This window comes from Enterococcus sp. 7E2_DIV0204, assembly GCF_002140855.1.
GTDB classification, from domain to species: domain Bacteria; phylum Bacillota; class Bacilli; order Lactobacillales; family Enterococcaceae; genus Enterococcus_L; species Enterococcus_L lemimoniae.
Map to the genome: position 1 here is coordinate 1175429 of NZ_NGKY01000001.1, position 6199 is coordinate 1181627.

8 protein-coding genes are annotated in these 6199 nt (G+C 35.1%); 1 reads left to right on the forward strand and 7 read right to left on the reverse strand.

Annotation, left to right across the window (positions count from 1 at the left end; all coding sequences use genetic code 11):
- Nucleotides 1-89: 89 nt before the first annotated feature.
- The 4 genes from yqeK to A5819_RS05555 form a co-directional block, all read right to left on the reverse strand.
- Entirely contained in the window at nt 90-671 is a 582-nt protein-coding gene (gene yqeK / locus A5819_RS05540) for a bis(5'-nucleosyl)-tetraphosphatase (symmetrical) YqeK (RefSeq protein ID WP_176271452.1), read from the reverse strand.
- A 93-nt stretch (nt 672-764) separates the two neighbouring features.
- The gene (locus A5819_RS05545) at nt 765-1331 is read right to left on the reverse strand and encodes an NADPH-dependent FMN reductase (RefSeq protein ID WP_086277468.1); all 567 of its coding nucleotides are present in this window, start codon (nt 1329-1331) and stop codon (nt 765-767) included.
- Nucleotides 1332-1342: 11 nt separating this feature from the next.
- Nucleotides 1343-2410: an LLM class flavin-dependent oxidoreductase gene (locus A5819_RS05550; protein ID WP_086277471.1), complete on the reverse strand. Its 1068-nt coding sequence runs from the start codon at nt 2408-2410 to the stop codon at nt 1343-1345.
- Between the two features lie 38 nt (nt 2411-2448).
- The gene (locus tag A5819_RS05555) at nt 2449-2868 is read right to left on the reverse strand and encodes a MarR family winged helix-turn-helix transcriptional regulator (RefSeq protein ID WP_254907299.1); all 420 of its coding nucleotides are present in this window, start codon (nt 2866-2868) and stop codon (nt 2449-2451) included.
- Between the two features lie 199 nt (nt 2869-3067).
- Here A5819_RS05555 and A5819_RS05560 point away from each other — a divergent pair, with 199 nt between their 5' ends.
- The gene (locus A5819_RS05560; RefSeq protein ID WP_086277475.1) at nt 3068-4039 is read left to right on the forward strand and encodes a tRNA-dihydrouridine synthase; all 972 of its coding nucleotides are present in this window, start codon (nt 3068-3070) and stop codon (nt 4037-4039) included.
- Nucleotides 4040-4222: 183 nt separating this feature from the next.
- On the opposite strand, the gene A5819_RS19190 is transcribed toward A5819_RS05560, so the two are convergent.
- From A5819_RS19190 to A5819_RS05575, 3 genes are all read right to left on the reverse strand, one after another.
- A complete protein-coding gene (locus A5819_RS19190) occupies nt 4223-4669 on the reverse strand; it encodes a DUF6287 domain-containing protein (protein ID WP_254907222.1) in 447 nt (148 codons plus the stop codon).
- A gap of 358 nt (nt 4670-5027) precedes the next feature.
- Nucleotides 5028-5459 carry an SMI1/KNR4 family protein gene (locus A5819_RS05570; RefSeq protein WP_086277477.1) on the reverse strand — a complete coding sequence of 144 codons (432 nt, stop codon included), beginning with the start codon at nt 5457-5459 and terminating at the stop codon, nt 5028-5030.
- 56 nt (nt 5460-5515) lie between these two features.
- Nucleotides 5516-6115: a hypothetical protein gene (locus A5819_RS05575; protein WP_086277479.1), complete on the reverse strand. Its 600-nt coding sequence runs from the start codon at nt 6113-6115 to the stop codon at nt 5516-5518.
- Between the last annotated feature and the right edge of the window lie 84 nt (nt 6116-6199).

Sequence of the window (6199 nt, forward strand, 5' to 3'; positions counted from 1 at the left end):
CATATCGTAATTATCCAAAAGACCTACTTAACTCTTTTTATAAAAGAGAACTAAGTAGGTCTTTTCATTATATTCTTTTAAAAGAAAGTCTAAGCAGGCTCTAATTGTTGTTTCAATTTCACATAGGCTTCATTCAACCACGGGTGGGTCACCTGAATACCATGATGCAATAAATAGTCAATATAATAATAAGCTGCAGATTCTAACGAATGATCCAATGCTGCCATCAGACCTGTTATATAAGGTGGTTCACCATCTTGATCCCATTTTATTTTATCTGCTATAAATACAACTAAGTCTAAAATAGAGTAATTCCCTTTTAAGGTAGTATGACATTCAATAGCGGATAATATCTCCGAATCATTTATGTTGAATTGACTTATAGCAATTTCCTTAGACATTCTCTGATGAATAATCATCGGCAACACTATTTCCTCTTTGTATAATGCTATCCCCATCTTGTTTGCTATTTCAACTCGCTGATCATCTGGATAAACTGCAGAAATATCATGTAAATACCCAGCAATCTGAGCCTTACGTGGGTCCGCCATAAACTGCTCTGCTAACTTATAAGCATAATCACCTACCGCAATACAGTGTGCATAAGTTTTTAAACAATTTGCTTCAGACAGAAATTGTTCTATCGACGCTTGTAAATATTCCTGATCAATAGTTCCCATATAATGACCTCCAGAAAGTTTACTTCATCGTACCATGATAATTTTGTTTCATTCTACCTCAATGTTCTATCTATAAGCTTTTCTTTAAAAATCATATTCCGCTTCTTTTTGCTGCATCATCATTTGATACGTATCCAGCAATAAGAACAGGTCATCCACAAAACGATCCAGACGAAACTCAATATCAGGATTTTTGATTTCTTGCCGCATAATATCTTCATCTGTAATGAACACGTAGTTAGGTACTAAATTAGCCTTCATATAACTCAAAACTGGACGGATTTGTTGTTCAGGAATCAAAAAATGTTTTTCCGATCCAGCCGTGACGATCATTCCAGCTACTTTATTCCGAAAAGCATTGACTGGCAGCAGATCAAACAAATTCTTCAAGGTTCCTGGCATCGATGCTTGAAAAATCGGTGTTCCAATGATCAAACCATCCGCGTCCATGATTTTTTTAAGTGCTGCGCCAATCTCACCTTCATGTTGAAAATACTCACGACCATCAGCAAAGGGAAATTGTATTTCAGAAAAATCAATCACATCCACTTCAGCCTCTTTGTGTACTTCTTTTATTTTATTGACCGCATAATGTACAGCTATTCTTGATTTACTACCAAATGCTGAACCGATTATTGCAACGACTTTCATAAATGTTCACCCTATTCTCTAGTATATTTTTTAACTTCTGGCATGACTTTTGTCGCAATCAATTCAATATTTTTCTTAACTAGGTCCAAAGGTACACCACCAAAATCGATTTGTGCCATAAAACGTTGATGACCATATAATTCATATTGATACAACATTTTTTCAATGATTTCGTTAACACCACCAACCATTAAGGTATCTCTACTATCTTGTGATTGAGCAAAATGTTGTTTTGGATACGTTCCGCCACGAATTGCTTCCCAACCAGCATTTAAAAATGGATACATTTCTTTACGTGCTTGGCTACCCGTCTCAGCTACATAAAACAAGCTTGTTGTTGCCAACGGAAATTCCTTTTCATCGTAGCCCGCTTCCGTTAAAGCTAAACGATACGCATCTACTGAGCGTTTAAAAATCGGAGCTGGTCCAGCTAATGTTGTTAGCATCATTGGGATCCCATCTAATCCAGCTTTGATTGCACTTTCTGCTGGACCACCTACAGCTCGCCAAACAGGTAAATGTCCACGAACTGGCTGTGGGAGAATTTCCACATCTTGCAAGGGTGCCCGGAAGTTCCCTTCCCAATTTATCCGCTCATTTGGTGTAGCCTCATTCAAGAGTTTCAACAAGTGCATTTTTTCTTCAAACAATTCTTCATAATCTTTCAAATCAAACCCAAGCAGTTCATAAACACCTACGCGAGAGCCACGTCCTGCAACGATTTCAGCACGACCATTAGAAATCAAATCCAACGTTGCATACTCTTCATAAACACGAACTGGATCATTCGTACTCAAAACCGAAACTGAACTAGTAAGTTTGATGTTTTTTGTTTGGGTTGCAATTGCGGATAAAATCATTTGATTAGCTTGCCCTACAAAATATCGTTGATGACTTTCACCCACACCAAAAACATCGATGCCCGCTTCATCCGCAAATTTTGCCGCTTCAATGATTTCGTTGATCCGTTGCTGCTGACTGATCCGCTCACCTGTCATTGGATTGGCAATATGATCACCTAACGAATATAAACCAATTTCCATTCCTTTTGAAGAATCGATTCCGTATTTTTTGTTCATTTTTCTTACACTCCTTTTTCTCTGATTAACTATAGTCTCTATTTCATTAATTTTTTACTGATTTTAGCTAGTTGTACTACTTCTTGTTTTGTTAGATTATCAAACACAGAAGCTTGTAACTTGCTTTGTTCAAAAAAACAGCTATCTAATAGCTCCTGCCCGCGATCAGTTAAAGAGATATACTTTTCTTTCCACTTTTGCTGACGAGTGATCCAACCATCTGTTTCAAATTGTTTAATCATTTGCGAAACACCGCCTTTAGATAGAAGTAGTTTTTCGCCCAATTCTTTTTGAGTAATTGGCTGATTTTCTTGGATATGATGAAGCATATCAAACTTTGAAACATTTAAATTATATTGTTTTAAAAATTCATTCGACTGCGTATTGCTCTTTTGAACAAATTGCAAGATAGACAGCCAGCAACTTAATTTTACTTTCTCTGAAAGAGATAATTTCATCACTATACACCTCTTTTTAAGTTTATAACTAAACTGATATTGCTAGTTTAACACACTTACTAAAAGTAAGCAACAAACTGGTACTTATATCCCGTTTACTCTGTCTTCAAAATCTTCCCTTTGATTCTTTCCAGTATTATTAGTATAATGATTATGTTTTTCAGAACGTTACAAAGTGCAATAGAGTGGAGATTATAGAATGACAACTAATTTTTGGGCAGAACTACCTAAGCCTTTTTTTATTTTAGCACCAATGGAAGATGTGACGGATGTCGTTTTTCGTCATGTCGTAAAAGAAGCCGGCGCACCTGATGTTTTTTTTACAGAATTTACCAATTCAGACAGTTATTGCCATCCTGATGGCATCGAAAGTGTGCGTGGACGTTTGGTTTTTACTGAAGATGAACAGCCAATGGTCGCTCATATTTGGGGAGATAAACCAGAATTTTTCAAAGAAATGAGCCTTGGCTTAGCTGAAATGGGCTTTAAAGGCATTGATTTGAATATGGGGTGTCCTGTTCCTAATGTTGCAGGACGCGGTAAGGGAAGTGGTTTAATTTTGCGTCCTGAAGTGGCCGCTGAATTGATCGAAGCCGCAAAAACAGGCGGCATCCCTGTCAGTGTCAAAACCCGGATCGGTTATGCAGAAATTGCAGAAATGGAAAATTGGATCACCCATTTATTAAAACAAGATATTGCCAACCTTTCAATTCATTTACGAACACGTAATGAAATGAGTAAAGTCGATGCTCACTGGGATTTGATTCCGCAAATTATGGAAATCCGTGATCGCGTTGCGCCACAAACCTTGATTACGATCAATGGGGATATTCCTGACCGAAAAAAAGGGATGGAACTTGCAGAACAATATGGCGTCGATGGTATTATGATTGGTCGGGGAATCTTTAAAAATCCTTATGCCTTTGAAAAAGAACCTAAAGAGCATTCGCCGAAAGAGCTGCTTGGATTGTTGGAGATGCAACTTGATTTACAAGATCACTATGCGGAAATAGTACCACGCTCGATTGTCGGATTGCACCGATTCTTTAAGATTTATGTTAAAGGATTTCCTGGAGCTAGCGATTTGCGGGTTAAATTGATGGGGACAAAATCTACAGATGAGGTTCGAATGATTTTGGGTGAGTTTTATAAAGAATCTTCGGTAGAATAAGGCTATTATAGGATTTTTTAAGTGCTCTATGAAAATAGAGTGCTTTTTCTTTTTACTGTCAAACTTTGATACGTATGGACAAGATAATATAAAAAAAGTACCCACTATTTTATGGGTACTTCAAGGATATTTCCGCCTTTCAATGTAGATACGTACAAATATTTTTTGGAAACCATCGATAACTTAATCACTTTTGTAATAAACGTACGCTGCTCGAACTGATGTAGCAGTATTTTGAGTGCCTACTGCAACAATCTTATCTTGGTTGTTATCTCCTTCTAGTATGTCACCCATTACGCCTTTGGGTAAAAACGATACGTAGATTACTGAACCTGGAAGATTACTTCTTAAAGAAACAAAACCTTGATTCGTTTCAAGCCCTAATTGTTGTTCATACGCTTTAACTTTATTACTATCCCCCATATAGGATACTAATTCAGGTGTCCCATCTGACGAGTTTAGTAGAGGAATGTCTACATTCTGCCCAATTATTTCGGCTGGTTGTTTCTGATTAGAAATATCTGTAAAGCTCATTGTATTGTTTTCTATAAAGATCGTATTTCCTAAGCCATTTCCCCAAGTTCCGTTAAGGTTGGAATAATCCCCTTGTTGTATTTGAGAGAGATCCATTACTTTGGGTACTTCTTCTTTTGCTTGTTCATGTGATGCTTCAGTTTCTTTTGTCTCTTGAGCTGTGCTTGATTGTTCTGTTGTTGGTGCTGTCGTTTTCTTCGTTACCTTGGTTTCTTTACTATTCGCAGTTAATTCTGTCGTTACTTTTGTACTAGCTGATGATTTATCAGTGTCAGCACTAGGTTTGTCAGGAAAATTACATCCTGCTAATAACCCTAAAGAGACTATGCAAAAACCTAATAAGAGTTAATTTAAACAGTTCTCTTATCGAAAATTTGATTATCCTACAATTATGCACAAAAAACGGTATCAGCATTTTTTGCTGATACCATTTTACTAGACTTATTGAAACTGATTAATCTATTAACTCCAGATAATATTCATCATCTTCCGAAATCTTTTTTAAAAATTCTTCTAGCGAGTCGGCTATCTTAAATTCATCATAATAAATTTCATTTCTCTCATTATTAGATATTTTTATTGAAATCATCGCGGTTTCATTCGCTTCGAAAAATACCAATTCATTTTCTAAATCATCATAAACTTCAATATCTGGAAAAAATTCATAATCATTTTGTTTTGATTTAAAATCTCTTATAGAATAAGGATCCATTATACGGTTGATATTATATTCAGAGCCTTTTATAAAACCATAACCTACACTCAAAAAGAATTCCTTTAGTTCTTTAGGAATTTCTAATTCTAATGCCGTTTCTACTTCAATTATGTCTTCCATTTTTATATTGTAAAAAATATTCCCACTATTATCTTCGCTACATTTAATCATAAGTCGTTATTCCCTTATTTTATCGTAAATAAGTATAGCTTTTGCTCATATATTTTTTATAGAACTGGTTCATCATTTTCATTCAATACAGTTTTTATTTCATTATTTTCATAAATTACCATATATTCATCTGGGAGAGCCAGAACTTGAATTATCTCAGGTTTTTGTTTTAAAAGTTGATAAGCATATAAGGCATATAGATCTTCTTCTGAATTATCCTCTTCTATACTACCTATATACCAACCTGAATCACCTAGTTCCACATCACTAGATCTTTGCATATACATTGTATCGAAAGTTAAAATATTTTTTTGAAGTATGATTTTATCGCTAAAACTAATTGATTTGCCTTCCAAGTTTAGTTTTCTCAAAAAATGACCTTGTTCTAACTGTACCCATAGTGCCAAGGTTAAATCTTTAGTCTTATCTTCAAAAGGATTTTTGCTAGTATCATTTGTTAGTATAACGAATGAGTCTTTATTTATTTCTTCTAAAAAATAAATTGACCAGCCAATTTGGAATGAAAATCCATTTATTAACTCTTCCTCATTCATATTTTTTAGGATGTAGAACAGGCTTAACAATTGAGGCTCTAACTCTTTTTCTACAGTAGCTATAAATTCTTTATTTCCTATTTTTTGCTTAAATTCTCTCATTCATTTCAACCTACTTCTGATGAGTATTTACAAAGATTCCAAGACTTTTTTCTAATTCTAATATTATCTCATCAGCAGAGAATC